Raw genomic sequence first — 26,902 nt, forward strand, 5'->3', positions numbered from 1 at the left:
GGCCGTCAGCGCTGCGCCAGCTTGCGCGGCCCGGAGGCGGCGTCCTGCGGGCGCGCGCCCATCGCCACCGGTTCGGGGCGCAGGAGGGTCCCGGGACGGACGCGCTGCAGGCCGTTGACCACGATGCGCTCGCCGCCCGACAGGCCGGAAGTCACGACGCGCAGACCGTCGACCGCCCGGCCGAGGGTGACGGCGCGGAACTCGGCCCGGTTGTCCGACCCCACGAGGAGCACGAACTTCTTGTCCTGATCGGTGCCGACGGCCCGCTCGTCGACGAGGACGAGGCGTTCCGGCGCGGCCTGGCCGAGGCGCATCCGGGCGAACTGGCCCGGGATCAGGCGGCCGTCGCCGTTGGAGAAGGTCGCGCGCACCCGGACCGTGCCGCTGCGCGCGTCGACCTTGTTGTCGATGAACTGGAGATGCCCAGCCGCGCGGGCGCCGTCGGCGGTCGCCATCTCCACGGGGATGCGGTCGAGCTTGCCGCGCCGGCCGCCCGGCTCGGCGACCGAGGCCAGCGCCTTCAGGACCACGCCCTCGTCGGCATCGAAGCTGGCGTAGACCGGATCGACCGAGACGAGCGTGGTCAGTACGGCGGCCCCGGCGCCCGTGGCCACGAGGTTGCCCGGCGTGATCTCGCGGCGGCCGACGCGGCCGCCGACGGCCGCCCGGACCTGCGTGTAGCCGAGGTTCAGGCGCGCCGCCTCCAGGGCCGCCTTCGCCGCGTCGAGGCTCGCCTTGGCCTCCTTGAACGCGTTGGCGCGGACGTCGAGGTCGCGCGCCGTGACGATGCGCTGGTCCGACAGCTTCTGCCCGCGCTCGAGGTCGCTCGCCGTCATGCCGACCCGCGCCTCGGCGCCCGCGACCTGGGCTTCCAACCGCTGGACCTCGGCCGCGTAGGGCGCGGGATCGATGGTCACCAGCAGGTCGCCGGCCTTGACCACCTCGCCTTCCGCGAAGTGCGTGGCCAGGATCGCGCCGCCCACCCGGGCACGGACGTCGATGCGGTCGACGGCCTCCAGACGACCCGAGAACTCGTCCCAGAGGATGACGTCGCGCGGCTCGACGGTCGCGACCGAGGCCGGCATCGCCACCTCGGTCGGCGGCGTCGCGGCGACGGCCACGGTTCCCCGGACCAGGGCGCCGGGTATGAAGGTGTAGGAGACGCCCGCGAGAAGGGCGACCGCGAGGCTTCCGGCCGCGAGGCGCCGGGCACGGAGAGGATTGCGCGAGGGATGACGCTGAGGTTCCACGAGCGACTCCAACATCTGTATAGGTCGCTACACATGTCGGCATGGACGCGGGGCGTCAAGTGACTTATCTACCACTCGATATAAAAGTTGGAGTCCGCAGGCAATGGTGATGGGGCGCCCCCGGTCCTTCGACACGGACAAGGCCCTCGACGAGGCGATGGAGGTGTTCTGGCGCCACGGCTACGACGGCGCGAGCCTCGCGATGCTCACGAAGGCGATGGGCATCAAGCCGCCGAGTCTCTACGCGGCCTTCGGCAGCAAGGAGGGGCTGCTCAAGGCCGCCCTCGACCGGTACGCGCAGCGGCGCTCCGAGCACATGCGCTTCGTCCTGGCGGGCGAGACCGCGCGCGACGTGGCCGAGCGCTTCCTGAGCAGCATCGCCGAGAGCCACACGGATCCGGCGAACCCGCCCGGCTGCCTCCTCGTTCAGGGCGGTCTCGCCTGCGGCGCGGGCTCGGAGAACATCCCGTTCGAGCTGGCGTCCCGGCGGGCGCAGGGCGAGATGGAGCTCCGCGAGCGCTTCATCCGGGCCCGACAGGACGGTGACCTGCCGGCGGATTCCGACCCGGTCGCGCTGGCGCGATTCCTGTCCACCGTCGCCTCCGGCATGGGCGTGCTGGCCTCCTCGGGCGCCGACCGGGAGGCGCTGCGGGAGGTCGCCCGGGTCTCGCTGCGGGCCTTCGCGAGGGAACACGACGCCTGAGCCGGGCTGACCGGGCGCGATCCCGCGCCTCGGTCTACCCGGACGCCGTTCGCCACCCCGCGACCGGCGGTTCGCCGAGGTCCAGAAACGACAAAGGCCGCAGAGCTGCGGCCTTGTAAGTCGATCGTATGGTTGGGAAAACTGGAGCGGGCGAAGGGATTCGAACCCTCGACCCCAACCTTGGCAAGGTTGTGCTCTACCCCTGAGCTACACCCGCTCACTGTGCCGCGCCGCCCGGACTTTCGTGCCGGCGGCCCCCGGCGCGGCTCTCTAAACACCATTCCGCCGGGCGACGCAAGCGCCCTTTTCGCGAACCGTCACGATTTACCAGTTCGGCTCCGGCGGGAGGCCGTCGCGGATCTCCCGGAGCCGGGCGCGGGTCCCGCGCGTGGTCCCCTCGGGGAGCGCGTCCATCGGGAAGAACGCGCACTCGGCGACCTCCCGGTCCGGCGCCTTCGGGCGCAGGACCGTGAAGGCCGGCAGAATGAACAGGGCCACGTGGTCGCGGGGCGCGGCGACCACGTTCCGATAGAGGCCGTGGAGGCGCGGCTCTCCCTCGGCGACGATCTCCGCCTCCTCGCGGAACTCCCGCACGATCGCGTCGCGCGCGGTCTCGCCGCGCTCGACGCCGCCGCCGGGGAGGTGCCAGCCACTCACGTAGGTGTGGCGCACCAGGGCGACGCGCCCGGCCCCGTCGAGGGCGACGCCGCGCACGCCGAGGGTCATGCCCCGGGACGCGAGCGCCCCGAGGTGGAACAGGCGCCGCAGCAGCGGCCGATCGAGGAGCATGCGGCCGCGCGGCTCAGGCGACGTCGAGGGTGATGGCGCCGAGACCGTCGATCGCCGCGACCATGCGCTGGCCGCGCTGGACCGGGCCGACGCCGGAGGGCGTGCCGGTGAAGATCAGGTCGCCGGGCTGCAGGGCGAAGTAGCCCGACAGGTAGGCGATCTGCTCGGCGACGGACCAGATCATGTCGCCGAGGTCGCCCTTCTGGCGGACCTCGCCGTCGACCGACAGGGTGATGGCGCCCTTGGCCGGGTGGCCGATGGCGGAGACCGGGTGGAGCGCGCCGATCGGCCCCGACCCGTCGGCCGCCTTGGCGGTGTCCCAGGGCCGCGACATCTTCTTGGCCTCGTCCTGGACGTCGCGCCGGGTCATGTCGAGGCCGATGGCGTAGCCGTAGACGTGCTCCAGGGCGGTCTCGGCCGGGATGTCGCTGCCGCCGCTCGCGAGGGCCGCGACCATCTCCACCTCGAAATGGTAGTTGGCGGTCTTCGGCGGGTAGGCGTGGGCCGTCGGCTCCGGCCCGACGATCTGCAGGGCGTCGGCAGGCTTCATGAAGAAGAACGGCGGCTCGCGGTCCGGGTCCGCGCCCATCTCGCGGGCGTGAGCGGCGTAGTTGCGCCCGACGCAGTAGACGCGGCGGACGGGATAGAAGTCGCTGCTGCCGACGATGGGGAGCGCGATGCGGGGCGGGTTCTGGATGACGGAGAGCATCTCTGCCTCTGCGGTGGATCGTCCGGGTGGCCCGGCGCGACGACGCCCGGGCCCTACATCATCGTTGTAAGGTCCGCATCGGCGCGCGCCATACCGGCGCTTGCCTCCGGCCTGCTCCGGCCTACAGAATCCGCGCGATGACGCCGACAGCCGCCCTCGACACCCTGCTGACCGCGCTCCGGGACGGGCTCGGCGCGCGGCACGTGCTGACGGATCCCGACGCCCTCGCGCCCTACCTGACGGAGAGCCGCCGCCTGTTCACCGGGTCGGCCCTGGCCGTGCTGCGGCCGGGGAGCACCGAGGAGGTCGCCTTCGCGGTCCGCGCCTGCACGCAGGCCGGGATCGCCGTCGTGCCGCTCGGGGGCAATACCGGCCTCACCGGCGCCGGCGTGCCGCAGGGCGGCGTCGTCCTGTCCCTGGAACGCATGAACCGCCTGCGCGCGGTCGACCCGGTGGACGCCACCATCACGGTCGAGGCCGGGATGATCCTGCAGGAGGTGCAGGAGGCGGCCGAGGCCGCCGGCATGCTGTTCCCGCTCTCCTACGCGTCGCGCGGCTCCGCCCGGATCGGCGGCGGCGTCAGCACCAATGCCGGCGGGATCGCGGTCCTCGCCTACGGCAACGCCCGCGACCTCGTCCTCGGGCTGGAGGTCGTGCTCGCCGACGGGCGCGTCTGGAACGGGCTGAGGGCCCTGCGCAAGGACAATGCCGGCTACGACCTGAAGCAGCTCTTCATCGGCTCGGAGGGCACGCTTGGCATCGTCACGGCGGCGGTGCTGAAGCTGTTCCCGCGGCCGCGCTCGACGAGCGTCGCCTTCGTCGGCCTCGACTCGGCGAAGGCGGCTCTGGACCTGTTCGTCTTCCTGCGGACGCGCATGGACCGCGACCTCACGGCGTTCGAGTACCTGCCGCCCTTCGCCCTGGAGATCGTGCTGCGCCACGTCCCGGGGACGGTGCGGCCGCTGGACGGCGCGCACGGCGCCTACGCGCTGATCGAGGTCGCGTCCGCGCGACCGGACGCCGACACGGGGGCCGAACTGGAATCGGCCCTCGGGCAGGCCCTGGAAGACGAGCTGATCGCCGACGCCACCATCGCGACCAGCGGGGCCCAGAACGCCGCGCTCTGGCGCCTGCGCGAGGGCGTTCCCGAAGCGCAGACCCGCGAGGGCGCCTCGATCAAGCACGACGTGTCGGTGCCGCTCTCCCGCCTGCCCGAGTTCCTGGAGCGGGCGGGGGCGGCCTGCCTCGCCGAGATGCCGGGCCTGAGGCCCTGCGGCTTCGGCCATTTCGGCGACGGCAACATCCATTTCAACCTGTCACAGCCGCCCGGCATGGAGCCCGCGGCGTTTCTGTCCGCCTGGGGCCGGTTCAACCGGATCGTTCACGACCTCGTGCACGACCTGGGCGGCTCCATCGCGGCCGAGCACGGCGTCGGCCTCATCAAGCGCGAGGAACTCGCGCGCTACGGCGACCCGGTCGGGCTCGACCTCATGCGGCGCCTGAAGGCCGCGCTCGATCCGGACGACCTGCTCAATCCCGGCAAGGTGCTCGTCCCGACCGATCGCGGCCCGCCGCCGGCCTGAGCAAATTTGTGCATCGCGCCATAATTCGGCGCGGAGACGGGTGCAGGACAGCCACGCCGCGCCGCGAACCGCCGGGGCGGCCCGTCGCGTTAAGCCGCTGCTAACGCTTCGGACACACGCTCAATACAGACGGCGGAGACGGATCCGTCGGCGCCAGGCATGGCAATTGCTCTGAGGCCTCCCTATCTCGCACGTGCGAGATCGAACGACGAACCGTCACCGACAGGCTGTTTTCACATCCATCTGGAGACCGACGGAATGCCCACCTCCCAGGCCCGCGTTCAGACCACCGAGGCGAGCCGCTACCTGCAGCAGCTCTGCCGGCACTGGAGCCACAAGTTCAAGGTCGAGGCGACCCCCGTTCACGGCACCGTGCCCTTCGGCGAGGACCGCGTCTGCACCTTCGATGCCGAGCCCGACGCGCTGGTGATGCGCATCGACAGCTCCGACCCGGTCAACCTCACCCGGCTGGAGAACGTCGTGTCCGACCATCTCGCCCGCTTCGCCTTCCGCGAGAGCCTCGGCGACATCCGCTGGTCGCGCGCCGCCTGAGGGCGCGCGCAGCGCGATCACGGGCGACCCGTCCGGCTCCCGGCCCGGGCGGGTTCTGAGATCCCGATCGAAGCGCGGCAGTGGCGCACCACTTGCACGCGAACCCAGCTTGCGGCCAGATCGGACGCCGCCGTGACCGGGATCGATTCATGAAGCGACGCACCCTGCTGACCGGCGCAGGAGCCCTGATGGCCGGGGCTCTTGCCCGGCCGGCCCTGGTCCGGGCGGCCTCCGCGACGACCCTGCGGTTCGTCCCCTACGCGGACCTCGCGCTCCTCGACCCGATCATCACCACCAATTACGTCACGCGCACCCACGCGCTGATGGTGTTCGACACGCTCTACAGCCTCGACACCGCCTACCGCGCTCAGCCGCAGATGGTGGCGGGCCACGAGGTCGCGTCCGACGGCCTCACGTGGCGCCTGACCCTGCGGGACGGCCTGCGCTTCCACGACGGGACGCCCGTCCTCGGCCGCGACGTGGTGGCGAGCCTGAAGCGCTGGGCGCAGCGCGATGCCTACGGCGGGGCCCTGTTCGCGACGGTGGACGAACTCTCGGCGCCCTCCGACACGGTGGTGCAGTTCCGCCTGAAGCGGCCCTTCCCGCTCCTGCCGGACGCGCTGGCCAAGCCGACCTCCTACGTCCCGGTGATCATGCCGGAGCGCCTGAGCGCGACGCCCGCGACGCAGCCGGTGCCGGAGATCGTCGGCAGCGGCCCGTTCCGCTTCGTCCCCGAGGAGCGGGTCCCGGGCTCGCTTAACGTCTACCGCCGGTTCGAGGCGTATCGACCGCGCCCCGACGGCACGCCGAGCTTCACGGCGGGTCCGCGGATCGCGCATTTCGACCGCGTCGAGTGGCGCACGATCCCCGACGGCGCGACCGCGGCCGGCGCCCTTCGCTCGGGCGAGATCGACTGGTGGGAGCAGCCCCTCGTCGATCTCGTGCCGGACCTGAACCGCCAGCCCGCCGTGCGGGTGGATCTGGTGGAGACCGCCGGGCTGATCGGCCAGATCCGCCTCAACCACACCCTGCCGCCCTTCGACAATCCCGCGATCAGCCGGGCGCTGCTCTCGGCCGTCGACCAGACCGAGATGATGGACGCCGTCGCCGGCAGCGACCCGGCGATCCGGCGCGGGCCCGTCGGCATCTTCACGGCCGGCGGGCCGATGGCGTCCTCGGCCGGCATGGAAGCGCTGACCGCCCCCCGCGACCTCGCCGCCGCGAAGCGGGCGCTGGCGGCGGCGGGCTACAAGGGCGAGCGCGTCGTGCTGCTCTCCGGGACCGACGTGCCGCGGATCAACGCGATCTGCGAGGTGATGGCCGATGCCTGCCGCAAGATCGGGATGAACCTCGACGTCGTCGCCACCGACTGGGGGACGGTCAACCAGCGGATCCTGAACGCCAAGCCCCTGGACCAGGGTGGCTGGTCGATGTTCGGCATCTTCTCCGGCGGGCTCGACCACCTCTCGCCGGCCTACCATCTGGCCGCCCGCGGGAACGGCCGGGCCGGCGTGCCGAGCTGGCTGACCGACGCGCCCCTGGAGGAGCTGCGCGGCGCGTGGTTCGACGCGCCGGACCTCGGCGCCCAGAAGGCGCTGGCGGCGCGGATCCAGGCGCGGGCGCTGGAGGTCGGCGCCTACCTGCCCTGCGGCCAGTATTTCCAGCCGACCGGCTACCGGCGGGACCTCGAAGGCATGCTGACCGGGCTGCCGCTGTTCTGGAACCTGCGCCGGTCGGCCTGACCGGGCAGTTCCGGGCTCACCCGACGCTCATCAGGCTGGCATTGCCGCCGGCCGCCGCGGTGTTGATCGTGGTGGTGACCTCCTCCACCAGGCCGGCCGGATCGTAGAGGTCGCCGGCCGCCAGCGCCTCCGGGCAGCGGGCCTGGATCGGCAGGATCGCGCCCTCGCGGGCCGCGACGGCCCTGTTCAGGGCCAGCAGGTCGTCGGCGTCGCCCGCGAACAGGATTCCGGCGATCGCGCCCGCGCGCCCGAGATCCGGCGCCCAGGCAACCCGCGCCGCGCACGCTTCCGGCAGACCGTCCAGGACCGGATCGCGCCCGTCCGGCCCGATGACGACGGCCGCGTTGCCCGTGCCGAGGATCGCGCCGATCTGAAGCAGCAGCGCCGTCTCGGTGGCCGCGACGGCCGCGACACGCCCACGGGGACGCAGCGCGTACAGGTTGTGCTCACCGACGGGACCGGCCAGCGCGATCGCGGCGCGGCCGGGATAGCGGACGGCTTCGAGCCTGTCCGCGAGGTCGTGCCGGTGCCGCGAGCGCAGCCACGCCGTGTAGGGACGCAGCGCCGAATCGTCGGTGGGCAGCCCGTCGCGGGCGGCGGCGGGCGATCGCCGCAGCAGGCGGCCGAGGGCCAACGGGCCGCCGGCCTTCGGGCCCGTCCCCGACAGCCCGGTGCCGCCGAAGGGCTGCACGCCGACCACCGCGCCGATGATGTTGCGGTTCACGTAGCGGTTGCCGGCCCGCACGCGGTCGAGGACGCGGTCGATGGTCTCGTCGATGCGGCTGTGCAGCCCGAAGGTGAGCCCGTAGCCGGTCGCGTCGATCGCCGCCAGGAGCGCGTCGAGGCCGTCGCGGCGGTAGCGCAGCACGTGGAGCACGGGACCGAACACCTCCTGCTCGACATCGGCGACGGCCCCGATCTCGATCAGGGTCGGCGGCACGAAGGTTCCGGCGCCGGCATCGGACGGAAGGGGGAGCTGCTCCACCGGGAAGCCCCGCGCGCGCATCCGCGCCACGTGTCCGACGATCCGGTCGGCGGCCTCGGCGGTGATGACCGGCCCGACATCGACGGGCAGGCGCCGCGGGTCGCCCACCCGCAGCTCGCTCAGGGCGACCTTCAGCATGTGCAGCGTCCGGTCGGCGATCTCCTCCTGCAGGCACAGGATGCGGAGCGCCGAGCAGCGCTGCCCGGCGGAATCGAAGGCCGAGGCGATGACATCGGCCACCACCTGCTCGGCGAGCGCGGAGGAATCGACCACGAGGGCGTTCTGGCCGCCGGTCTCGGCCACGAACGGCACCGGCTCGCCGAAACGGTTCAGCCGCTCCGCCAGAGCCCGCTGGATGCCCTTGGCCACCGCCGTCGATCCGGTGAACATCACGCCCTGCACGCGCGGATCCTCGACCAGGGCGGCGCCGACCCGGCCGTCGCCCGGCAGGAGGTGCAGCGCCTCGACGGGAATCCCGGCCGCGTGCAGCGCGCGGACGGCAGCGGCCGCGATCAGCGGGGTCTCCTCGGCGGGTTTCGCCAGGACCGTGTTGCCCGCCGCCAGGGCGGCCGCGACCTGACCGACGAAGATCGCCAGCGGGAAATTCCACGGCGCGATGCAGGCGACCGGACCGAGCGGCGCGTGCGTCTCCCCGAGGGTCCGCTCGGCCTCGGCGGCAGCGTAGCGGAGGAAGTCGACAGCCTCGCGGATCTCCGCGACGGCGCTCGCGCAGGTCTTGCCCGCCTCCCGCACGACGAGCCCGATCAGCGGCGGCATCTGCGCCTCGAGGGCGTCGGCGGCCCGCCGCAGGCAGGCACCGCGCGCCGTCGCCGGCGTCGCCGCCCAGCCGGCCGCGCCCGCCTGCGCGCGCGCCACGGCAACCGCCACGGTCTCCACCGTCGCCGCCTGGTAGAATCCGACGACGTCGCGGCGGTCGGCGGGATTGCGGACGGGTTCGTCGGCCGCCGAATCGTCCGCGCCCGAGGGTGCCGCCCGCCACGCGGTGCGGCCGCTCTCCGCCAACCCGTCCGAAAGCCGGGCGAGCTCCGCCTCGTCGGCGAGGTCGAGCCCGGCCGCGTTGGCGCGGGCCGGGCCGTAGAGCGCCCGGGGGGCCGCGATCCGCGGGTGCGGCGCGCCGGGATCCGGCGCGGCCTCGACGGCGGCGACGGGGTCGGCGATCAGGTCCGCGACCGGCACGGCCGCGTCGGCGACGCGGTTGACGAAGGACGTGTTGGCCCCGTTCTCCAGGAGGCGCCGCACCAGGTAGGCGAGCAGGGTCTCGTGCGTGCCCACGGGCGCGTAGATGCGGCAGGGCCGCTGCAGGACGGCGTCGGCCATCACGGCCTCGTAGAGCGGCTCGCCCATGCCGTGCAGGCACTGGAACTCGTACTGACCGAGCCGGAAATCCGGTCCCGCCATCGCGACGATGCTCGCCAGTGTCTGGGCGTTGTGGGTGGCGAATTGCGGAAAGACCGCGTCGGGCGCCGCGAGCAGCCGGCGCGCGCAGGCGAGGTACGAGACGTCGGTGTGGACCTTCCGGGTGAAGACCGGGAAGTCCGCCAGACCGTCGACCTGCGCCCGCTTGATCTCGCTGTCCCAGTAGGCGCCCTTCACGAGCCGCACCATCAGCCGCCGGCGGCACCGCCGCGCGAGGTCGATCAGCACGTCGATGACGAACGGACAGCGCTTGCCGTAGGCCTGGACCACGAAGCCGAGCCCGTCCCAGCCGGCGAGATCCGGGTCGGCGGCGAGCCGCTCCAGGATGTCGAGCGACAGGTCGAGGCGGTCTGCCTCCTCGGCGTCGACGTTGAGGCCGATGCCGTGCCCCCGCGCGAGGCGGGCGAGGTCCCGCACGCGGGGATAGAGTTCGGCCAGGACCCGGTCGCGCTGCGCGCGGGCGTAGCGGGGATGGAGCGCCGACAGCTTGATCGAGATTCCGGGGCCGCGGAACACGCCGCGCCCGGCAGAGGCCGCGCCGATCGCCGCGATCGCGTCCGCGTAGGCGCGCCGGTAGCGCTCGGCGTCCTCGGCGGTCACGGCGGCCTCGCCGAGCATGTCGTACGAGTAGGTGAAGCCCTTCGCCTCGAGCCGCGCCGCGTGCCGCAGGGCCTCGGCGATGGTCCGCCCCGCCACGAACTGCTCGCCCATCATCCGCATGGCGAGATCGACGCCGGTCCGGATCACGGGCTCGCCGCCGCGGGCGATCAGCCGGGTGAGCGCGGCCGACAGGCCGGTTTCGTCCCGGGTCGCCGCCAGCTTGCCGGTCACGAGCAGGCCCCAGGTCGCCGCGTTGACGAAGGGCGACGGGCTGTGCCCGAGATGGGCGGCCCAGTCGCCGCCGGCGATCTTGTCGCGGATCAGCGCGTCCCGCGTCGCCGCGTCGGGGATGCGCAGCAGCGCCTCGGCGAGGCACATCAGCGCCACGCCCTCCTGGCTGGACAGCGCGTACTCGTGGATCAGCCCCTCGACGCCGCCGCGGATGCCCTGGCGCCGCAGGGACTCGACGAGGCGCCGCGCGTCCTCGGCGACGCGCCGAGCCGCCTCGGGCGGCAGGCGCGCTTCTTCGAGGAGCGGGAGCACGCAGTCCCGCTCGGGCCGCCGGCAGGCCGCGACCACCGCCCGCCGCAGGGGCGACAGGTCCGCCAGGCCGGCCGCGAACGCGCCGAAAGGCTCGCTCGCCGCCGTGGCCGCCTCGTCGACAACGCCGGATCCGGACATGGGCCGCCCCTCGGACACGGCGCGCTGGCATCGCGCCGTCGCGGACTCACGCTACACCGTCGGGGGCCCGCGTCGAGGCCGAAGAAGCTGTGGCCGATCGCGTCACTTCGCGGCCAGCGCGTGGGCGGATTCCAGCGCGACGGCCAGGAGCGGCTGCGCGCCCTCCCGGCGCAGCGTCGCCACGGGAATCACCACCGGGTCGGCACAGGCCTGGACGACGTGGGCGAGGTCGAACTGCACCGCGAGGCCACCGGCCTTGGCGTCGAGCCACGCCATCATGGCCGGCGGCTGCCCGTCATAGGTCTCGGCGACGGCCTCGCGGCACTCCTTGTCGGCGTCGTCCGCCTTCGGATCGCCCGTCTTCGGGCGATAGCCCGCGAGGTAGAGGGCGTGCAGCCTCTTCGACGCGAGCGTCACCATCTTGGTCCCGCCCGGGCCTTCCGCCAAGGCGAGCTTGCCGGTCAGGGAGTTGGGCAGCAGGGTCGTCCAATCGACCGGGGCGCCGGTGGTGAGATCGTAGACGATCGACATCGTGCCGCTGTTCGGGTGCGCGCCGCCGCAGAACCCGCTGTCGAAGATGACGAAGCTCAGGAAGCGCGGGCCGCGCATCGGGGCCTGGACGGTGCGCTCCCAGGAGCTGTTCTTCCCGCCCTGATCCTTGCACGCCTGCTCGGCCTTCAGGGCCCGCGCGTCGAGGCGCTTCAGCGCCGCGTTGATCCGACGCTCGGCCTCGTCGGCCGGCGCGGCGATCTGCGGCATGGCGGCGATGCCGGGGCTCGCGTCGGACGGCGCCTTCAGGACCACCGGCCCGTCGGCGGCCCGGGCGGGCGCGGCCAGGCCCAGGAGGACGGCGCCAAGGCAGCCGATCCTGCGGCTGGCGCGGCGCGCGCGCGGCGGGAGGTTACGCTCGTACATCGTGCCTCGGCTCCTGTTCGGGCGGGGACGGAGGGTGTCAGATCCCCGCCGCGGGACGATCGGATCGGCGCAGCCCTAGCATCCGGGGCGGCGACGCGGCGCGCGCTTTGACACCGGCGGAAGCGGTGTCAGAACGCCGAGATGACCGCGATCCTGATCTACGGCGCCACCGGATATACCGGGCAGCTCCTGGCCGCGCACGCCGTCGGGCAGGGGTTGCGCCCGATCCTGGCCGGGCGCGATCCCGAGAAGCTGCGGCCGCTGGCGGCCCGGCTGAACCTCGAGATGCGGGCCGCGCGGCTCGACGATGCCGCGGGCCTGCGGTCCGCCCTCGTTGGCGTGGCGGCGGTGATCCACGCGGCTGGCCCGTTCTCGCGGACGGCGCTGCCGATGGCCGAGGCCTGCCTCGCCGCCGGCCCGCACTACGTCGACATCACCGGCGAGATCGCCGTGCTGGAGGCCCTCGCGGCCAAGGATGCCGAGGCGAAGGCGGCCGGCATCGTCCTCCTGCCGGCGGCGGGCTTCGACGTGGTGCCGAGCGACTGCCTCGCCGCCCACGTGGCCGGCCGCGTTCCCGGCGCGACGCATCTGCGCATCTCCATCGGCGGATTCGGGGGCTTCAGCCGGGGCACGGCCCGCACCATGGTGGAGGGCATCGCCTGGGGCACGCGGGTGCGCCGGAACGGGCGCATCGTCGAATTGCCGAGCCCGCCGCGCGCCACCGCGGATTTCGGAACGGGACCGCGCCGGACCGTGGGGCTCGGCTGGGGCGACGTGTCGAGCGCGTGGTACTCGACCGGCGTCCCGAACATCGACGTCTACTTCGAGGCCTTCCCCGCTATGGCTGCGGCGGCCGGCCTGCCCGCCGGCATCCGGCGGATCATCGCGGGCGGCACCGCCCAGCGCCTGATCAATCGCGGCATCGACCGGCTGCCGGAGGGCCCTTCGGCCGCCGCGCGCGAGAAGGCCCGCAGCACCTTCCTGGCGGAGGCCTGGGACGGCGCCGGCCGCCGCGCGGCGAGCCGGATGGAGACGCCCGAGGGCTACACGCTCACCGTCTGGACCGCCTTGGAGGCGGCCCGCCGCGTCGCTGCCGGCACCGTCGCGCCCGGCTTCCACACGCCGGTCACGGCCTTCGGCCCCGACTTCATCCTGAGCTTCCCGCACGTGGTCCGGACCGACCTCTGAGACCAGGCCTGCACGGCGGTCGGAATGGCCGTCTCTGCGTGCGCAGCGAAGCAATCCAGGGCTGCGCCACACTCACCGAAGTTTCGCCTCCCCGGATCGCCGCGCTGCGCTCGCGATGACGGCGGAGCGCGCGCCCCGCTCCCTCACACGGTCGCGCCGATCTGCCAGGGGGCGAATTCCGACGCGCCGAAATCGAACTGCTCGCTCTTCGTCCGCTCGCCGCCGGCGACGCGCAGGATGAGGTCGAAGATCCGGTGGCCGGCCTGCTCCACGCTCTCCGCGCCGTCGAGGATCGTGCCGCAATTGACGTCCATATCCTCCTCGAGTCGACGGTACATGGCCGAGTTGGTGGCGATCTTGATCGAGGGCGACGGCTTGCAGCCGAACACGCTACCGCGGCCGGTGGTGAAGCAGACGAGGTTCGCGCCGCCCGCGACCTGCCCGGTCGCCGAGACCGGGTCGTAGCCGGGCGTGTCCATGAAGACGAAGCCCTTGGCGGTGACGGGGTCGGCGTAGCGCAGCACGTCGACCAAGTTGGTGCTGCCGGCCTTCGCCATGGCGCCGAGGGACTTCTCCAGGATCGTGGTCAGGCCGCCGGCCTTGTTGCCCGGCGACGGGTTGGCGTCGATCTCCGAGCCCTCCTTGCGGGTGTACTCCTCCCACCAGTGCATCAGGTCGACGAGCTTCTGGCCGACCTCCGGGCTGATAGCGCGGCGGGTGAACAGGTGCTCGGCGCCGTAGGTCTCGGTGGTCTCCGACAGGATCACCGTGCCGCCGTTCCGCACCACGAGGTCGCTGGCGATCCCCAGCGCCGGGTTGGCCGACACGCCGGAATACCCGTCCGAGCCGCCGCACTGCAGGGCGACGATCAGCTCGCTCGCCGGCACCGGCTCGCGGTGGACCACGTTCGCCTCGGCCAGGATGCCGGTCACGAACTCGATTCCGGCCTCGACGGTCTTCCGGGTGCCGCCGAGGCTCTGGATGTTCATGCTGCGGATCCGGTCGCCGAGCCCCTGCTCCTCCAAGAAGGCGCCGATCTGGTTCACCTCGCAGCCGAGCCCGATCATGACGATATGAGAGAAGTTGACGTGCCGCGCGTAGCCCGCGAGCGTCCGCCGCAGGAGCCGGAGCGGCTCGCCCATCGCCATGCCGCAGCCGGTCTTGTGGGTCAGCGCCACGACACCGTCGACGTTGGGATAGGGGGCGAGCGGGTCGAGGCCGAGGATCGGGTGCCGCCGGAACGCGTCGGCGATCAGGTCGGCGACGTGCGCGCTGCAATTCACCGAGGTGAGGATGCCGACGTAGTTGCGCGTCGCCACGCGACCGTCGGGGCGGCGGATGCCCTGGAAGGTCGCGGGCGGCGTCACCAGCTGGGTTGGCCTCGCATCGACCCCGAACGCGTAGTCCCGGGCGAACTCGCCCATCCCGAGATTGTGGACGTGGACGTGGCGGCCGGCCGCGATGTCCGCCTTGGCGAAGCCGATGATCTGCCCGTACTTGGTCACCGGCTCGCCGCTCCGGTGGGCCCGGACCGTGACCTTGTGGCCGGCCGGGATCCGCTCCGCCGCCGCGACGCCGTCGGCGACCGGCGTTCCCGGCTCGATGGCGCCGCGGGCCACGGCCACGCCGTCGGCGGGGCGGAGGGTGATCACGGGATACGTGGACATCGGTCTCTCCTCGGATGCCGTCGCGCCGGTCGCCGTCACCGCGCCGTCACCGCGCCGCTTCGGGGGGCCGGGGCGCGAGCGTCGCGGACCGGCAGCGGCGCAATCTCGCCGACCACGAACAGGTAGATGAAGGCGCCCAACAGGCAGAACCCGCCGGCCACGATCAGGGGGATCACGAACGAGCCCTGGGTGACCGTCAGCATGACGCCGGTGAAGGTCGTCGTCACGATCCCGGCGACGTTCGACGCGAAGTTCTGGATGCCGCCAATCGAGGCCACGTGGGCCGGGGTCGGCGCCACGTCGCCGGGCAGCGCCCAGATCGAGGCCGCCGTGAAGGCGAGGCTGCCGTAGGCGACCGCGAAGCACAGCAGCGCCACGTAGATGTTCGGGGCGATGATCGACAGGGTGATCACCGACGACATCAGCATGCCACCGACGAGGCAGGTCTTGCGGGCCGCGGTGAGGCTCCAGCCGCGGCGGTAGAGCGCGTCCGACGCGAAGCCGCCGAGCCAGCCCGCGGGGATCGACGCCAGGGCCGGCAGGCTGCCGAGCGTGCCGAGCTCCGCCAGCGAGAAGCCCCGCGCCTTGACCAGGTAGGTCGGGAACCACGTGATGAAGAAGTAGATCACGAAGTTCAGGCAGAAGAACCCGGCCATCATGCCCCAGACCGTGCGGTAGCGGAACAGCGACAGCCACGGCACCTGGTTCTGGGCGTCCGCCGCGTCGACGGTCTTCGGCCGCTCCTGCGCGGCCCGCAGTCGGGCAAGCTCCTCCGGCGACACCTTCGGGTGGTTCTCGGGCTCGCGGTAGAGCCACATCCAGAACACCGCCCAGACGAAGCCCAGCACGCCGGTGACGACGAAGGATTCCCGCCAGCCCAGCGTCGCGATGACCCAGGAGACCAGCGGGATCGCCAGGGCCGAGCCCACCCGGGAGCCGCTGTCGAAGATGCTGCTGGCGAAGCTGCGCTCGCTGCGCGGGAACCACGAGGCCGCGACCTTGGCGAAGGACGGGTAGGCCCCGGCCTCGCCGATGCCGAGCAGCATGCGCAGGCCGAGCAGGGACAGGAACCCCCGTCCCACCGCGGTCAGCGCCGTGCAGGCCGACCACCAGACCACCGCGACCACGAGGGAGAGCCGCGCGCCGACCCGGTCGGCCACGTAGCCGAAGGGCAGCTGCATGATCGCGTAGGTCCAGAAGAAGCCGGACAGGATCAGGCCCATGTCGGTGGCGTCGAGCCCGAGTTCCTTGGTCATGGAGGGCGCGGCGACCGCGAGGTTGGCGCGGTCGATGTAGTTGATGGCGTTGGCGGCCATGCAGAGGCCGATCATGAGCCAGCGCAAGCGAGGCATCGTGGGCTCCTCCCGTCTTCCGGGTATGGCGTCCCCGGTCCGTGCGGCGCCCCCGTTGAGGCCGGGGGTCGCCGCCGAGCGTGGTGTCGTGCCGGATCGTTCCCGGCTCAGGTGCGATAGGCGTTGCCGTCGAGGCCGTGCGGCCGGCCGGCGGCGAGCAGGGTCTCCCAGACGGGCTCGGGCAGCGGCACGCCCTCAGCGAGGCGCTCGGCGCGCATCCGCCGCTCCGGCTCGCCGGGCAGCAGGACCTCGGCGCCCGGCATCGGCTTGGCGCTCTTGAAGAAGTCGAGATAGGCCCGCGTCTCGGCCGCGAGGGCGTCCTCGGTGCCGAGGGCCGAGGGCGTGACGTAGATCGACAGCATGCCGTTGCAGATCCGCCGCTGCCCGGGCCCGGCCGTGCCGGAGCCGGTGAGCGCGCCGGCCAATAGCTCGCACATCAGCGCGAGGCCGGAGCCCTTGTGCTCGCCGAAGGCCCGGATCGCACCCGCCCCGCGCTGGTTGTCGCGCTCGACGCCCTCCAGCGGGCCGAACAGGGTCGCCGGGTCGGCGCTGAGGCGGCCGTCGGGCTCGATCAGCGCGCCCTCGGGCAGCGGCTTGCCGCCCCTCGAGGCGACGAGCACCTTGCCCTCGGCGACCAGCGACGTGGCGAAGTCGAGGATGATCGGGTCGCCTCCTGGAACCGGGAAGCCGGCCGCGAAGGGCGCCGTCGAGAAGCGGCGCTCCACGGAGCCGAACGGCGCCACGAGGAGGCTGCCTGCCACGTTGACGAAATGGACCGAGACGAGCCCCGCCGCCGCCGCCCGCTCGGCCCACTCGCCGATCCGGCCGATATGCCCGGCATGCCGCAGGGCGATGATCGCGACGCCGTACGCCCGCGCCTTGGCGATCCCGAGATCGACGGCGACGGGGCCGGCCGTCTGCCCGAACCCGTAATGGGCGTCGACGAGGGCGAAGTTCGGCGCGTCGGTCACGATCTCGGGCGTGCGGCCGGCCTCGACCTCGCCGGCGCGCAGCCACTCGACGTAGCGGGTGACGCGGACGACGCCGTGGCTGTCGTGGCCGGTGAGGTTCGCCGCCACGAGGAAGCGGCCGATGCGCTCGGCCTCCGGCTCGGCGCAGCCCTCGCGCACGAAGATGTCCCGCACGTAGGCGGTCAGCCTGTCGGCCGGAATCCGCATCCCGTCTCTCCCTCGCCGCGCCTCACCGAGCGCGTGCGGGATGAACCTAGCGCCCTCGCACGTGCAGGGCGAGCACCGGCGGGTGACGGCGGCCGCCACCTGTCGTCCCCGCCGGACCGGTCACGGGTCGGACGGGACGGGCCCGGGCGGGTCGCCGTAGGGGAAGAAGTCGGCGGCCCGCATCTGCGCGTAGGCGAGGTGATCGAGGCGCACCGTGCCGAGGAACGGCTCCGGCGGCTCCACCAGCAGGATCGTGCGGGCGTAGCCGCTGTCGTCGAAGCCGCGCCGGAAATGCACCCGCGACTTGATCGCCACGACGTCGAAATCCGCCGGGCCCAGGCCGAGCCGCCACAGCTCGTCGGGCTCGACGATCTGCGCGAGCTGCGGGCTCAGCACGAGGACGTTGCCGGCCCCGAACGCGACGCAGATCCAGGTGCCTCCGCCGCCGCTGCCGGCGACGCCGGGCTCCGGCGCGGCGACGACGCGCAGCACCGTCCCGGTGATGCGCACCGGGTCGCCCGCGGACGGGTCGCCGCCACCGCCGACCGGCGCGTCGAACGGGTCGCCGGCCGCGAGGGACCCCGCCGCGATGCCGGGCGACGCCACGGTGGCGACGAGAGTGCGGGCGAGGCCCTGCCGGAGGATCTCGCGCAGCAGCCAGGTCGCCCGGCCCGACCGGTCGCTGTGGTCGGCGAGGACGACCGGGGCGGCCCCCTTCGCCACCGCCGCCCGGGCGAGGCGCACGCCGTCGGCGATCGTGTGGATCCGCGTCGTCTCGAGCAGCGCGCGCCGCTGCCGCCACGCGAAATACGCGACGTCCCGCGCCACCCGCTCGGCGAGGGCCGGGTCGTCGTCGGTGATCGCCTGCACGGTCATCCCGCCGTCCGGGGCGTCGCCCCACGGGAAGCCGAAGAAGATGTTGACGTACACGTCCGGCTCGCGCGCCTCCCAGACGAGGGCCCGCTGTACGAGGTCGGACCACGGTGCGGCGCCGGTCCACTGGACGACGGTCGGCGAGAGGATCGGCACCTTGAGGGTCCGGTGCACCGGCCGGAAGTCGCCGCGCACGGCGCGCACCAGCATCCGGGCGGCCCGCTGCCCCTGCAGGTGGCCGTCGTAATGCGGGAAGTACTTCACCGCGAAAGCCATGTTGGCGTGGTCGAGGAAGGCGGCGTCCTCGTTGCCGTGCAGGTCGAAGGTCCCGACCAGGATCGCCCCCTCGCCCACCGCGGCGCGCACCTGCCGGGCGATGTCGGCCTCCGGCCTGGGGACGCCGCGCACCGCCATCGCGCCGTGCAGGGCGAGATAGACCCCGTCGAACGGGCCCTGCGCCCGCAGCTCCGCCACCATCTGCTCGAGGAAATGCGCGTAGGCGTCGGCGGTGATCCAGCCCGAGGCGGTGCCGGTGCGCGGCCAGAGCGGCGAGGTGATCCCCACGAGCTCGACGCCGTCGTACTCCCGCGCCACCTGCACGAAGCCGCCCATGTAGCCTTTGGGATCGGTGGCGAGCAGCGCGGCCCCGGCGGCCGGTGAGCCGGGATAGATGAAGTCGTCCCGGGTCGTGTCGTTCGGCAGGAACGTGACGGTCTCGTGCGTGAACTGGAGGACGGCAAGGCGCATCGATGGTCGGTCCTCTGGGATCCGGGTGACGGTCAGGAGATCTCGCGCACGAGCTTCGCGATGAGCGAGCGGCCGAAGGCCGCGAAGCTCTCGGCGGTCATCACGAAGGCGCCTTCCCCGCCGATCACGACGCTCCGGTAATACGCGGCCAGGCCGCCCGCCGGATTGGTATGCTCTCTCAGGAAGGCCGGCATCCCCTCGGGTTCGGTGAGGATGACGATGCCGTTGACCGTGATGCCGGCCGCGACGGCGGCGTCCCGGGCCTCGGCGATGGGCCGCCCGGCATTGCCGGTGCCGTCGCCGGAGATGTCGATCACCCGGCGCTCGGCGCGGAACGGCGCGCGGGCCAGAAGGTCGGCGGCGAAACCGATCGCCGAGCCGATGGCGGTGCGGCCGTAGAACGGCCGCGGCACGGCGCCCAGACGCGCCGCGAAGGCGGCCGCGTCCTGCGCCGAGGCGATCACCATCCAGTCGACCGCGACCTGCTGCTCGCCGGGTCCGGCCCAGTCGAACAGGGCGACGCCGATGCGCCCGGTCGGGCCGTCGCCGATGGCGCGCAGCACCCGCGGGTCGCCGAAGGCCTCGGCGTAGCCGCGGCGCTCGAGGTCGAACCGGGCCTCGCTGATGCTGAGCGACACGTCCACCGCGAGGACGAGGAGGAGGTCGACGCCCGTATCCGCCGCGCGGGCGGGGCGTCCGGCCAGCGACAGGGCGGCGAACATCCCGGACAGGAACGGACGTCGCCGCATGGCCGACCCTCGATCTGGGGCGCCCGCGCGGGACGGCGGGCGGCTCACCCATGCAACGAGCCTGCCGACCGCCGGTTCGCGCGCTCCGGCCGCGCCGCGCGAAGGTTCCGCCCCCGCGGCGCGGACCCGCGCCGCTTTCGGCCGCATCACGGGCCGGGGCGGCCGCCCTACCTGCCGCGGATCGGGGCGCCGCCGGCGCCGCCCACCCAGAGACAGTCGTCATGCAGCGTGTTCGCCGAATCGGTCGTGCCATCGAGAACGGGATCGTCGGAGCCGTGACCGGGACGGTCGCAGGCGTCAGCCGGATGATCGACGGGCTGATCGGGCTGGTGGGTCGCCTGTCCGAGCGCCTCGACGCCAAGTTGGCGTCGCTCGCCGACGCGTCCCGGGCGCGCCACCGGCGCGAGGGCCGACGGCAGATCGACCCGATCTCGCTGGAGTAGCAGCGCGCGACCCCGCGCCTAGAGCCCCGGTCCCTTGGCGGCCCCGAAGATGCGGCCCGGCTTTCCGTCGGCCGCGCCCTGGAGCAGGACGACCCAGCTGTCCGCGTCGGCGACGCGGGCCTGGGTGTCGGGCACCTCGAAGCGGGTCGGCTGGCCCGTCCAGGGACCGAGCCGCTGCATGCCGCGGACGACGTTGACGTAGGTCGCCGTCCGGCCGCCGTTCTCCCCGGACTGGATCGCGATGGCGCGGCTGCGGAGCACGGGCACCAGCCAGACGTCGCCGCGGATCTCGGTCTTGGCCTCCGGGGCCGCCCCGACCTCCACCAGGATCCGGTCGCCGTTGGTCTCCCCGCGCACCGGCACCGGCAGCCCGCCGTGCTGGCAGGCATCGCGGATCAGGCGCTCCAGGGCCGGCCGGTCGGACCCGACGGCGAAGCCGTTGCCGTCGACCACGACCTGGGGCGTGAACACCTGTCGGGCCCCGCGGCCCCGCGCGTAGGCGCGCTGGCGCTCGGTCAGCGGCCGCAGCGCGAGCGTGTCCTTCCAGCCGAGATAGTCCCAGTAGGTCACCGGCAGGGTCAGGGCGATGACGCCGGGCTTGTGGGCGAGGTCGCGCAGCACAGGGTCGGCGGAGCGGCAGGCACCGCAGCCCTGGCTGGTGAAGAGCTCGACCACGGCGCGGACGGGCTCGGCCCGCGCCGGCATCGCGGCCAGCGTCGCGCAGGCAAGCAGCGCGGCGCGCAGCGCGCGGCGGTCGCGGGTCGGGGCGCGGTGCCGGGGCGTCATCGATCCATCAGACCGTCTGCGAGGCCGAAGGTGAAATCACGTTGGCTTGAGAGATCTCTACTGTCGGTTGAAGTGGCGCCGGCGCCACTCTCGGCTTGGGCAGCATGTCGGGCCGCCAGCGGCGATGCATCCACAGCCACTGGCCGGGATTCTCCCGCACCCAGCCCTCGACCACGGCCGTCATCGCCTGCATGGCGCCGGCGACGTCGATGGTCCCGTCGGCCGCCCTGGGCAGGTCCAGGGGCGGCGTCAGCTCGAGGCGGAAGCGGCCCTCCGGCAGGCGCACGACGCGCACGCCGTGCACCGGGCAGTCGTAGTGGCGGGCGAGCTTGGCCAAGAGGGGGTTGGCGAGGCACGGCCGGCCGAGGAACTCCACCACGACGCCGCGGGTGAAGTGCTGGTCGATCAGCTGACCCAGGTGGCCGCCGGTCTCGACCACGTCGCGCATGGCGAAGACGGCGCCCGGCGTGGAGGCGGCGAGCCCGCCCATCGTCCGGCGGCGGACCTCCTGGACGAGGCGCGCGGCGGCGGGGTTGTTCGGCGGCCGGAACACCGCGGTGGCCTCGAGGCCGAACTTGGCCGCGCAGATCGCCGGCAATTCCCAGTTCGCCAAGTGCGCCGAGAAGATCAGACCGGGCCGGCCGTCGTCGCGCAGGGCGTAGAAGTGCTCGATCCCGGCGACCTCCGTCCGCAAGTCGCCGGTGGCGGCGGGATCGTAATCGAACAGGCTGTCGAGATGGGCGTATTCGGCCCCCGTCCGGCCGAGATTGTCCCAGGCCTCCAGGGCGATCCGCTTCCGCTCGGCCTCCGACATGTCGGGGAAGGCCGCCCGGAGGTTCGCCATCGCTGTGCGGTGCGCCGGCAGGAGCGGTCCGAGGGTTCGCAGGAGCGCGGCGCCGAGCGCCGTGGACCTGACCGGCCCGAGGATCCGGGCCAGCAGCACCAGGGCGCGGATCACCGGGATCATCGCGAAGCCCGCGAGGCGCGGGTACGACCGTTTGAGCAGGAGGGCGAGACGCAGCACAGTCGATTCCAGAGAACGGTACGGGCGGCCCCCCAGCGCACCCGTACAGCGACGTTTACGACAAGTCTCCCGCAGCGCGAAATGCGGATCGCCGCACCCGGTAACGGTGCGGCGCCGGGCGGGTGCGCCGCTGCCGGCGCTACAGGCTGACGAGGATCTTGCCGAAGACCCGGCGCGATTCGAGGCGCTCCAGACCCTGCGCGAAATCCACCAGCGGGTACACGGTATCCACCACCGGTCGAATGCCCGCTTCCATCTTGGCGAGGGCCTGACCGATATTCGCGAGCGAGCAGCCGAACGAGCCGGTGATGCGGTACTGCTGCTGGAACAGCTGCATCAGGTTCATGGTCGCCGAGACGCCCGAGGTCGATCCGCAGGTCACGAGCCGGCCGCCGCGCTTCAGGCAGAGCAGGGAGCCGTTCCAGGTATCGGCGCCGACATGCTCGAACACCACGTCGACGCCCTTGCGCTTCGTGAGCCGGCGGACCTCGCCCTCGAAACGCTCGGTGCGGTAGTTGATGACGTGGTCGGCGCCGAGCTCGGCGGCCTTGCGGCCCTTCTCGTCGTCGCCGACCGTCGTGTAGACGGTGCAGCCGATCGCCTTGGCCATGCGGATCGCCGCGGTCCCGATCCCGGAGCCGCCGGCATGGACCAGCACGCTCTCGCCGGGCTCCAGGCGCGCATTGTCGAACAGCATGTGCTGGACCGTGCCGAAGGCGATGCCCGCGCAGGCGGCGTCGGTGTCGCTGACGCCGTCCGGCACCTTCACGGCGAGGCGGGCCGGCATGGTCACCAGCTCCCGGGCGAAGCCGTCGAGATGGAAGCCCATCACACCGGACACGTCCTCGCAGAGGTTGTCGCGCCCCTCGCGGCAGGCCTTGCACTTGCCGCAGGTCATGGCGCCGTACGGCACGACCCGGTCGCCCGCGACGAGGCCGGTGACGCCCGCCCCGACCGACTCGACGGTCCCGGCCGCCTCCGCGCCGACGATCAGCGGCATCTTCCGCTTGGCGAAGGCCATGCCGCGGAAGCCCCAGACGTCGATGAAGTTGAGGCCGACCGCGCGGATGCGGATCCGGACCTCGCCGGCGCCGGGCGCGGGCGGCGGCTCGATCTCGGTGAGGCGGAGGTCGCGGTCGCCGAACAGCTGGAGGGCTCGCATCGTGTCTCTCGTCACTCCGGCGCCAGGTAGCGCCGCCGCGCCCATCCGAGGGCGCGTCCGGCCTTCACCCGGCACCACGTGGTGCGGCTCGGCGTGTCGTTGGTGCAGCCGAAGACCAGGGCGCGGCTGCGGATCTCGCCGATCTGCTCGGCGGACGGGTCCGGCTCGGCGCGGATGCTGAGCGGCTCGCCCGGCGGCAGGCCGGAGATCCGGTAGACCTGCGGCTCCGCCCGAGCATGGCCCGGGGCCAGGAGAGCCGCGCCGCAGACGGCGGCGGTGAGGGCGAGGCTGGCGCGCATCGGCAGAATCGTCCGGTTCGGCGGCGCCACCGTCAGGTCCGGTGGACACCCATCATGGCGGTCAGGCCGCCATCGACGGGCAGCACGGTCCCGGTGATGTAGGATGCCCCCTCGCCCATCAGGAAGGCCGCCAGCGCCGCGACATCCTCGGGCCGCCCGAAGCGGCCGGCGGGAATCTGGCGCTCCATCCCGTCGCGGTAGGCGGCGTAGCGCTCCATCATGGCGGTGTCGACGAAGCCCGGGGCGATCACGTTGACGGTCACGCCGCGCTTGGCCGTCTCGATCGCCAGGGTGCGGCAATAGGCGATGAGCGCGCCCTTGGTCGCCGCGTAGGCGGCGTTGCCGGCATTGGCCCGCAGGGCGGCCACGGAGCCGACCGCCACGATGCGGCCCGCGCGCGCCCGGGTCATCTCCCGCACCAGCGCCTTGGCGAGGCGCGTCAGCGAGAAGAAGTTGACCTGCATGGCGGCCTCGGCCCGCTCCTGATCGAGCATCGCCGCGAGGGCGTCGCAGGACTGGCCGGCATTGTGGACGAGGCCGTAATAGCCCGCGGCCTCGGCGGTCTCGCAGAAGGTGTCCAGCGCGGCCCGGTCGGCGAGGTCGAGGGGATGGGCCGCGAAGGGCCGGTCCGGGTAGGTGGCCCGCAATTCGACCAGCAGCGCCTGGGCGGCCTCGGCCGAGGCGCGGTAGGTGAAGTCGACGCCGAGGCCGGATCCCGCCAGCGCGCGGACGATCGCGGCGCCGATGCCGGACGCGCCGCCGGTCACGAGGACCCGGCGCGGGGTGTCGGCGGCGCTCACGCGGGCTCCGCGCCGAGGACCAGGCAGGTGTTCTGGCCGCCGAAGCCGAACGAGTTCGACAGCACGGTCCGCACCGGCAGGTCGCGGGCGGTCTCCACGATGTCGAGGGCGATGGTCGGGTCCGGCACGCGGTGGTTGATGGTCGGCGGGATGCGGCCGTGGCGGATGGTCAACAGCGAGACCGCCGCCTCGATGGCGCCGGCCGCCGTGAGGGTGTGGCCGATCATCGACTTGTTGGAGGTGACCGGCAGGGCGGTCGCGCGGTCGCCGAACACGGCCGCGAGGCCCAGGGCCTCCATCTTGTCGTTCTCCGGCGTCGAGGTGCCGTGCGCGTTCACCGTGTCGATCGCCTCGGCCGCCACACCGGCATCGTCCAGGCTCGCCCGGATCGCCGCGATGATCGGCGCGCCGTCGGGGCTGGACCGGGTGCGGTGGAAGCCGTCGCCCTTCTCGCCGCAGCCGAGGACGTAGCCGAGGATCGCGGCGCCGCGCGCGACCGCGGCCTCGGCGTCCTCCAGCACCAGGGCGGCCGCGCCCTCGCCCATGACGAACCCGTCCCGGTCCTTCGAGAACGGCTTCGAGGCGGTCGCGGGCTCGTCGTTGCGGGTCGAGAGCGCCGAGAGCAGCGAGAAGCGGATCAGCGATTCCGGGTTCACCGAGCCGTCCGTGCCGATGCAGAGCGCCGCGGCGGTCTCGCCGCGCCGGATCGCCTCGACGCCGAGCTGGATCGCCGTGGCCCCCGACGAGCAGGCGGTCGAGAGCGAGATCGGCGAGCCCTTCGTGCCGAAGCGGTCGGCGATGCGGTCGGCGACCGTGCCGAAGATGAACAGGTCGTGCCAGGGATCGAAGCGGCGCGTCGCCGCCGCCCGCAGGAGGCCGGCGTAGTCGACCGGACCGTCGCCGCCCGCGACCTCGGCCAGGGCCTGCCGCTGCGGCCACTCCATCTCGACCGGCGGGACCGCGATGAACAGGGCGCCCGGGAAATCGCCCCTGGCGCCGATCCCGGCCTGCGCCACCGCCTCCTCGGCGGCGACGGCGGCGAACCGCTCGGACAGGAGCGGCGCGACGAGCGGATCGGTGTCGAGGAAGTCCACCGTCCCGGCGATGCGGGTGCGCAGCGTGTCGGTCGGGAACCGCGCGATCGCGTGGATGCCCGACCGGCCCTCAGTCATGGCCGCCCACGTGTCGGCCTGTCCCTGACCGAGGGAGGAGACGACGCCGATGCCGGTGACCGCGACGAGCGGCCGGCCCCTGGCGTCGCGGTAGGATCGCGCGCTCATGGAGCGGTCCTTACGGGATTTTCCGCCGCGGTACACCTCCGCGCGGGCGGTGCGGCGCGCCCGGCGCCGGGACGACGGGCGCCGTCCCGGCGGGAAGCCTCAGGCGCGCGGCGCGTTGGCGAGGCGGAGCACCGTCTGCAGCAGGACGTCGGCGCCGGCGGCACAGTCGGCCTGCGTGGCGGATTCCGACTCGTTGTGGCTGACGCCATCCTTGCACGGCACGAAGATCATCGCCGCCGGGACCTTCGCGGCGAGGTTGCAGGCGTCGTGGCCGGCGCCCGAGATGATCCGGCGGCGCGGATGCCCCAGGCTCTCGGCGGACGCGTCGATCGCCGCCACGATCGCGGGGTCGAACGGCACCGGCTCCTTCCGCCAGATCCGGGTCAGCGCGATCTCCAGATGGCGCCGCGCCGCGATCTCGGCGGCCGCCTCGCCGAGCGCCGCCTCCATCGCGTCGAGGGTCTCGGAGCGCGGATCGCGCACGTCCACCGTGAAGGCGACCCGGCCCGGCACGACGTTGCGGGAGGGCGCCAGGATCGCGGCCTCGCCGATCGTCGCCACCGCGGTGGGCGCGTGGCCCAGCGCGATCCGCTCGGCGGCCAGGGCGAATTCCGAGAGCGCGAGCAGCGCGTCGCGGCGGCGCGGCATCGGCGTCGTCCCGGCGTGGCTCTCGAAGCCGGTGATGACGCCGTCGAACCACATGATGCCCTGGCCGCCCTCGACCACGCCGATGGTCTTGCCCTCGGCCTCCAGGATCGGCCCCTGCTCGATGTGCAGCTCGACGAAGGCGCCGATCTCCCGCGTGCCGACGGCCTCCACCCCGCGGTAGCCGATGGCGTCGAGGGCCTCCGCCACCGTAGTGCCGGCGGCGTCGCGCTTCCCCAGGATCTCGTCCGTGGTGAAGTCGCCCGCGTAGGCCGCCGAGGCCATCATGGCGGGGGCGAAACGCGAGCCCTCCTCGTTGGTCCAGTTGACCACGAGGAGCGGCGCCTCGGTCTCGATGCCGGCATCGTTCAGGCTGCGCATCACCTCGAGCCCCGCCAGCACGCCGAGGACCCCGTCGAACTTGCCGCCGGTCGGCTGAGTGTCGAGGTGCGAGCCGAAGGCGATCGGCTTGCGGCCCATGTCGCGGCCCGGCCGCAGGGCGTACTGCGTGCCGAGCGCGTCGACCGACACGGTGAGTCCGGCCGCCTCACAGGCCTCCCGGAACCAGTCGCGGACCTGGCCGTCCTCGGCCGAGAGCGTCAGGCGGTTGATGCCGCCGGCCGGCGTGCCGCCGAATTCCGCGGTCTCCAGGATCGTCGCCCAGAGGCGCGCACTGTTGGCGCGCAGGTTGTGGGTCTTGCTGAGGCTCATCTCGGCCATGCCGGTTCCTTTCACGGCGAGTCGCCGTGCGACGCTAACGTTA

Annotated in this window: 23 protein-coding genes and 1 tRNA gene; 6 read left to right on the forward strand and 18 right to left on the reverse strand. The window is 73.2% G+C overall.

Annotation, left to right across the window (positions count from 1 at the left end; all coding sequences use genetic code 11):
* Positions 1 to 5 precede the first annotated feature (5 nt).
* Complete coding sequence (locus tag BMY19_RS26260; RefSeq protein ID WP_091926926.1) at positions 6 to 1,250, reverse strand: efflux RND transporter periplasmic adaptor subunit; 1,245 nt, start codon at positions 1,248 to 1,250, stop codon at positions 6 to 8.
* Between the two features lie 103 nt (positions 1,251 to 1,353).
* On the opposite strand from BMY19_RS26260, the gene BMY19_RS26265 reads away from it, so the two are divergent.
* The gene (locus BMY19_RS26265; RefSeq protein ID WP_100253427.1) at positions 1,354 to 1,953 is read left to right on the forward strand and encodes a TetR/AcrR family transcriptional regulator; all 600 of its coding nucleotides are present in this window, start codon (positions 1,354 to 1,356) and stop codon (positions 1,951 to 1,953) included.
* Positions 1,954 to 2,095: 142 nt separating this feature from the next.
* On the opposite strand, the gene BMY19_RS26270 is transcribed toward BMY19_RS26265, so the two are convergent.
* From BMY19_RS26270 to BMY19_RS26280, 3 genes are all read right to left on the reverse strand, one after another.
* Positions 2,096 to 2,170 (reverse strand) — tRNA-Gly (locus tag BMY19_RS26270).
* A 107-nt stretch (positions 2,171 to 2,277) separates the two neighbouring features.
* Positions 2,278 to 2,742 (reverse strand): NUDIX domain-containing protein, encoded by a 465-nt coding sequence (locus BMY19_RS26275; RefSeq protein WP_100253428.1) that lies wholly within the window; start codon positions 2,740 to 2,742, stop codon positions 2,278 to 2,280.
* A gap of 13 nt (positions 2,743 to 2,755) precedes the next feature.
* Positions 2,756 to 3,451 (reverse strand): fumarylacetoacetate hydrolase family protein, encoded by a 696-nt coding sequence (locus BMY19_RS26280; RefSeq protein ID WP_100253429.1) that lies wholly within the window; start codon positions 3,449 to 3,451, stop codon positions 2,756 to 2,758.
* Between the two features lie 137 nt (positions 3,452 to 3,588).
* Between BMY19_RS26280 and BMY19_RS26285 the strand changes: the two genes are divergently transcribed.
* From BMY19_RS26285 to BMY19_RS26295, 3 genes are all read left to right on the forward strand, one after another.
* Positions 3,589 to 5,034: an FAD-binding oxidoreductase gene (locus BMY19_RS26285; protein WP_100253430.1), complete on the forward strand. Its 1,446-nt coding sequence runs from the start codon at positions 3,589 to 3,591 to the stop codon at positions 5,032 to 5,034.
* 258 nt (positions 5,035 to 5,292) lie between these two features.
* Positions 5,293 to 5,586, forward strand: a complete 294-nt coding sequence (locus BMY19_RS26290; RefSeq protein WP_100253431.1) for a DUF2218 domain-containing protein — start codon at positions 5,293 to 5,295, stop codon at positions 5,584 to 5,586.
* A gap of 149 nt (positions 5,587 to 5,735) precedes the next feature.
* On the forward strand, positions 5,736 to 7,328 hold the full coding sequence (locus BMY19_RS26295; protein ID WP_100253432.1) for an ABC transporter substrate-binding protein: 1,593 nt from the start codon (positions 5,736 to 5,738) through the stop codon (positions 7,326 to 7,328).
* Between the two features lie 16 nt (positions 7,329 to 7,344).
* Here BMY19_RS26295 and putA read toward each other — a convergent pair whose 3' ends face one another.
* The gene (putA, locus tag BMY19_RS26300) at positions 7,345 to 11,031 is read right to left on the reverse strand and encodes a trifunctional transcriptional regulator/proline dehydrogenase/L-glutamate gamma-semialdehyde dehydrogenase (RefSeq protein ID WP_100253433.1); all 3,687 of its coding nucleotides are present in this window, start codon (positions 11,029 to 11,031) and stop codon (positions 7,345 to 7,347) included.
* 102 nt (positions 11,032 to 11,133) lie between these two features.
* Entirely contained in the window at positions 11,134 to 11,946 is an 813-nt protein-coding gene (locus BMY19_RS26305) for a polysaccharide deacetylase family protein (RefSeq protein ID WP_100253434.1), read from the reverse strand.
* Between the two features lie 141 nt (positions 11,947 to 12,087).
* Between BMY19_RS26305 and BMY19_RS26310 the strand changes: the two genes are divergently transcribed.
* On the forward strand, positions 12,088 to 13,134 hold the full coding sequence (locus tag BMY19_RS26310) for a saccharopine dehydrogenase family protein (RefSeq protein WP_100253435.1): 1,047 nt from the start codon (positions 12,088 to 12,090) through the stop codon (positions 13,132 to 13,134).
* Between the two features lie 143 nt (positions 13,135 to 13,277).
* Here BMY19_RS26310 and BMY19_RS26315 read toward each other — a convergent pair whose 3' ends face one another.
* The 5 genes from BMY19_RS26315 to BMY19_RS26335 form a co-directional block, all read right to left on the reverse strand.
* Positions 13,278 to 14,801, reverse strand: coding sequence for a UxaA family hydrolase (locus BMY19_RS26315; RefSeq protein WP_100253436.1), 1,524 nt, complete (start codon positions 14,799 to 14,801; stop codon positions 13,278 to 13,280).
* Between the two features lie 35 nt (positions 14,802 to 14,836).
* Positions 14,837 to 16,153 (reverse strand): MFS transporter, encoded by a 1,317-nt coding sequence (locus tag BMY19_RS26320; RefSeq protein ID WP_100253437.1) that lies wholly within the window; start codon positions 16,151 to 16,153, stop codon positions 14,837 to 14,839.
* Positions 16,154 to 16,260: 107 nt separating this feature from the next.
* Positions 16,261 to 17,331 (reverse strand): malate/lactate/ureidoglycolate dehydrogenase, encoded by a 1,071-nt coding sequence (locus BMY19_RS26325; protein WP_100253438.1) that lies wholly within the window; start codon positions 17,329 to 17,331, stop codon positions 16,261 to 16,263.
* 120 nt (positions 17,332 to 17,451) lie between these two features.
* Positions 17,452 to 18,951 carry a M81 family metallopeptidase gene (locus tag BMY19_RS26330; protein WP_100253439.1) on the reverse strand — a complete coding sequence of 500 codons (1,500 nt, stop codon included), beginning with the start codon at positions 18,949 to 18,951 and terminating at the stop codon, positions 17,452 to 17,454.
* Between the two features lie 32 nt (positions 18,952 to 18,983).
* Positions 18,984 to 19,700: a DUF1194 domain-containing protein gene (locus BMY19_RS26335; protein ID WP_100253440.1), complete on the reverse strand. Its 717-nt coding sequence runs from the start codon at positions 19,698 to 19,700 to the stop codon at positions 18,984 to 18,986.
* Between the two features lie 221 nt (positions 19,701 to 19,921).
* Between BMY19_RS26335 and BMY19_RS26340 the strand changes: the two genes are divergently transcribed.
* Positions 19,922 to 20,143, forward strand: a complete 222-nt coding sequence (locus BMY19_RS26340; protein ID WP_100253441.1) for a hypothetical protein — start codon at positions 19,922 to 19,924, stop codon at positions 20,141 to 20,143.
* An 18-nt stretch (positions 20,144 to 20,161) separates the two neighbouring features.
* Here the strand turns inward: BMY19_RS26340 and BMY19_RS26345 are convergent, their stop codons facing one another.
* The 7 genes from BMY19_RS26345 to BMY19_RS26375 form a co-directional block, all read right to left on the reverse strand.
* Positions 20,162 to 20,929: a DUF1223 domain-containing protein gene (locus BMY19_RS26345; protein ID WP_020094583.1), complete on the reverse strand. Its 768-nt coding sequence runs from the start codon at positions 20,927 to 20,929 to the stop codon at positions 20,162 to 20,164.
* A gap of 7 nt (positions 20,930 to 20,936) precedes the next feature.
* Positions 20,937 to 21,953, reverse strand: coding sequence for a lipid A biosynthesis lauroyl acyltransferase (locus tag BMY19_RS26350; protein ID WP_100253442.1), 1,017 nt, complete (start codon positions 21,951 to 21,953; stop codon positions 20,937 to 20,939).
* Positions 21,954 to 22,092: 139 nt separating this feature from the next.
* The gene (locus BMY19_RS26355; protein ID WP_100253443.1) at positions 22,093 to 23,115 is read right to left on the reverse strand and encodes a zinc-binding dehydrogenase; all 1,023 of its coding nucleotides are present in this window, start codon (positions 23,113 to 23,115) and stop codon (positions 22,093 to 22,095) included.
* Between the two features lie 11 nt (positions 23,116 to 23,126).
* Positions 23,127 to 23,414, reverse strand: a complete 288-nt coding sequence (locus BMY19_RS26360; protein ID WP_165923072.1) for an SH3 domain-containing protein — start codon at positions 23,412 to 23,414, stop codon at positions 23,127 to 23,129.
* Positions 23,415 to 23,446: 32 nt separating this feature from the next.
* Positions 23,447 to 24,214: an SDR family oxidoreductase gene (locus tag BMY19_RS26365; protein WP_100253445.1), complete on the reverse strand. Its 768-nt coding sequence runs from the start codon at positions 24,212 to 24,214 to the stop codon at positions 23,447 to 23,449.
* Positions 24,211 to 25,494, reverse strand: coding sequence for a beta-ketoacyl-ACP synthase (locus tag BMY19_RS26370; RefSeq protein WP_100253446.1), 1,284 nt, complete (start codon positions 25,492 to 25,494; stop codon positions 24,211 to 24,213). The genes BMY19_RS26365 and BMY19_RS26370 overlap by 4 nt, the downstream gene beginning before the upstream one ends.
* A gap of 99 nt (positions 25,495 to 25,593) precedes the next feature.
* Positions 25,594 to 26,850: a Zn-dependent hydrolase gene (locus tag BMY19_RS26375; protein ID WP_170863048.1), complete on the reverse strand. Its 1,257-nt coding sequence runs from the start codon at positions 26,848 to 26,850 to the stop codon at positions 25,594 to 25,596.
* Positions 26,851 to 26,902: the final 52 nt, after the last annotated feature.

It is taken from the genome of Methylobacterium sp. UNC300MFChir4.1 (assembly GCF_900110155.1).
Lineage (GTDB): Bacteria > Pseudomonadota > Alphaproteobacteria > Rhizobiales > Beijerinckiaceae > Methylobacterium.

Coding starts and splice junctions, on each gene's coding strand:
- BMY19_RS26265 (WP_100253427.1), top strand. CDS start 1,354: ATGGTGATGGGGCGCCCCCGGTCCTTCGACACGGACAAGGCCCTCGAC.
- BMY19_RS26275 (WP_100253428.1), bottom strand. CDS start 2,742: ATGCTCCTCGATCGGCCGCTGCTGCGGCGCCTGTTCCACCTCGGGGCG.
- BMY19_RS26280 (WP_100253429.1), bottom strand. CDS start 3,451: ATGCTCTCCGTCATCCAGAACCCGCCCCGCATCGCGCTCCCCATCGTC.
- BMY19_RS26285 (WP_100253430.1), top strand. CDS start 3,589: ATGACGCCGACAGCCGCCCTCGACACCCTGCTGACCGCGCTCCGGGAC.
- BMY19_RS26290 (WP_100253431.1), top strand. CDS start 5,293: ATGCCCACCTCCCAGGCCCGCGTTCAGACCACCGAGGCGAGCCGCTAC.
- BMY19_RS26295 (WP_100253432.1), top strand. CDS start 5,736: ATGAAGCGACGCACCCTGCTGACCGGCGCAGGAGCCCTGATGGCCGGG.
- putA (WP_100253433.1), bottom strand. CDS start 11,031: ATGTCCGGATCCGGCGTTGTCGACGAGGCGGCCACGGCGGCGAGCGAG.
- BMY19_RS26305 (WP_100253434.1), bottom strand. CDS start 11,946: ATGTACGAGCGTAACCTCCCGCCGCGCGCGCGCCGCGCCAGCCGCAGG.
- BMY19_RS26310 (WP_100253435.1), top strand. CDS start 12,088: ATGACCGCGATCCTGATCTACGGCGCCACCGGATATACCGGGCAGCTC.
- BMY19_RS26315 (WP_100253436.1), bottom strand. CDS start 14,801: ATGTCCACGTATCCCGTGATCACCCTCCGCCCCGCCGACGGCGTGGCC.
- BMY19_RS26320 (WP_100253437.1), bottom strand. CDS start 16,153: ATGCCTCGCTTGCGCTGGCTCATGATCGGCCTCTGCATGGCCGCCAAC.
- BMY19_RS26325 (WP_100253438.1), bottom strand. CDS start 17,331: ATGCGGATTCCGGCCGACAGGCTGACCGCCTACGTGCGGGACATCTTC.
- BMY19_RS26330 (WP_100253439.1), bottom strand. CDS start 18,951: ATGCGCCTTGCCGTCCTCCAGTTCACGCACGAGACCGTCACGTTCCTG.
- BMY19_RS26335 (WP_100253440.1), bottom strand. CDS start 19,700: ATGCGGCGACGTCCGTTCCTGTCCGGGATGTTCGCCGCCCTGTCGCTG.
- BMY19_RS26340 (WP_100253441.1), top strand. CDS start 19,922: ATGCAGCGTGTTCGCCGAATCGGTCGTGCCATCGAGAACGGGATCGTC.
- BMY19_RS26345 (WP_020094583.1), bottom strand. CDS start 20,929: ATGACGCCCCGGCACCGCGCCCCGACCCGCGACCGCCGCGCGCTGCGC.
- BMY19_RS26355 (WP_100253443.1), bottom strand. CDS start 23,115: ATGCGAGCCCTCCAGCTGTTCGGCGACCGCGACCTCCGCCTCACCGAG.
- BMY19_RS26360 (WP_165923072.1), bottom strand. CDS start 23,414: ATGCGCGCCAGCCTCGCCCTCACCGCCGCCGTCTGCGGCGCGGCTCTC.
- BMY19_RS26370 (WP_100253446.1), bottom strand. CDS start 25,494: ATGAGCGCGCGATCCTACCGCGACGCCAGGGGCCGGCCGCTCGTCGCG.
- BMY19_RS26375 (WP_170863048.1), bottom strand. CDS start 26,850: ATGAGCCTCAGCAAGACCCACAACCTGCGCGCCAACAGTGCGCGCCTC.